Here is a 1,313-nt window from a genome sequence, read left to right as displayed (position 1 = left end):
TCAGTGAACATTGATTTTCTCCCCACCTAGATTAATTTGAGTCGTTAGGTGTTATTTTGCGCCGGGCATTATGGCATGAAAAAGAGATTGACGTTAAATGTCTGTTAATTTGTTTGAGAGCGAGATCGATTGCGAACCTTGTTTTACTTAGACTTAAAGCTAGCCATCAAGCGCCCTCTAGTTGTGATTTACGATTTTGTAACATTTTGTGAGATGATTTTAAACGCCTGGTTCAAACGTTTCATTTCTTCTTCACTTCCACGAGTATCTGGATGATAGAGTTTTGAAAGTTGTCGATAGCGGAGTTTCACTGCTTGGTTATCAGGAATGGTTTGTGGTGTGTAACCAAACATCGCGCAGGCAACCGCAACTTTATGATTGTCGGATTGGCTACGAGTCTTTTTAAACTCTTTGAATACTTTCTCCAACTGACGCTTCAATTGTTTATTCGTGAACTCTAACTCTTTTACTTTTGCATTAAGTTGCTGAGTTTGGTTTGCCTCTTGGGAAGACTGTGCGGCCAAGGCTCGTTGCTGCTTTCTTAGAACTACGCATCCACCGAAGCCTGCTAGAGCGATCACCAATCCACCAATAGCCAACCACATAATCGTGCCATTATCAGACGTTACGGTTGATTGTGGAGCGACAGGCTGCTCTTCTTTTGTCGCTTCTTTATCTAATTCCACAATTTCGGAGACTTGCTTTGCACGAAGTTGATTGAAGCGCTCTTCGAGATAATGATTGTAAGCTTCTTCCGCTTGAGGGTTGGTGTCCGAGGCTAATTGGTACCATGCCTCAACGAGATCGCTGGTGGTGATGTCTTTTTGGTGATGCTGAACAAAGTCCGCTAACAAAAAACCGCGGTCGCGAGGGTCATTCAACGCTACAGAAGTAAACCAATACGTTGCCTGTGGGTAATTGACCGCACCGGTCAATCCTCGGGAATAGTCTTCGGCCAGCTGTTTCTGCGCAGGTAAATAGCCTTGGCTTGCGGATTGCTCTAGCCAATAGCGAACATCCGATGGCGAATCTGATTTTGGAGAAAGAGCCAGTTGCTGCGCCAGTTCAAATTGTTCTGCTGGGGATGTTGGTGCTTGAGAAGCAAATGCAGATACAGAAAGACAGCTGCTTAACGTAAAGGATAGGGCGATGGTTTTGAATGACATTGAATGTGTCAGGCCTAGCGTATGTTGCTAGGCCTGCTCCGGTAATTTTTGTTATTACCGTTATGGTGCTACCAAATTACTTCAGTGGCAAGATCTGGATTTCAACACGACGGTTGCACGCACGACCTTCAGAAGTTTGGTTTGAGC

Annotated in this window: 1 protein-coding gene; it reads right to left on the bottom strand. The window is 44.6% G+C overall.

The genetic code is table 11. From position 1 onward, the window contains the following. Positions 1 to 188 precede the first annotated feature (188 nt). Positions 189 to 1,166 carry a J domain-containing protein gene (locus R7Q46_RS24885; protein ID WP_053805711.1) on the bottom strand — a complete coding sequence of 326 codons (978 nt, stop codon included), beginning with the start codon at positions 1,164 to 1,166 and terminating at the stop codon, positions 189 to 191. Between the last annotated feature and the right edge of the window lie 147 nt (positions 1,167 to 1,313).

The sequence above is a fragment of the Vibrio sp. 811 genome, from assembly GCF_033339195.1.
Note: the sequence above shows the minus strand (reverse complement) of the source record. Positions and strands in the feature narration are given on the sequence as shown.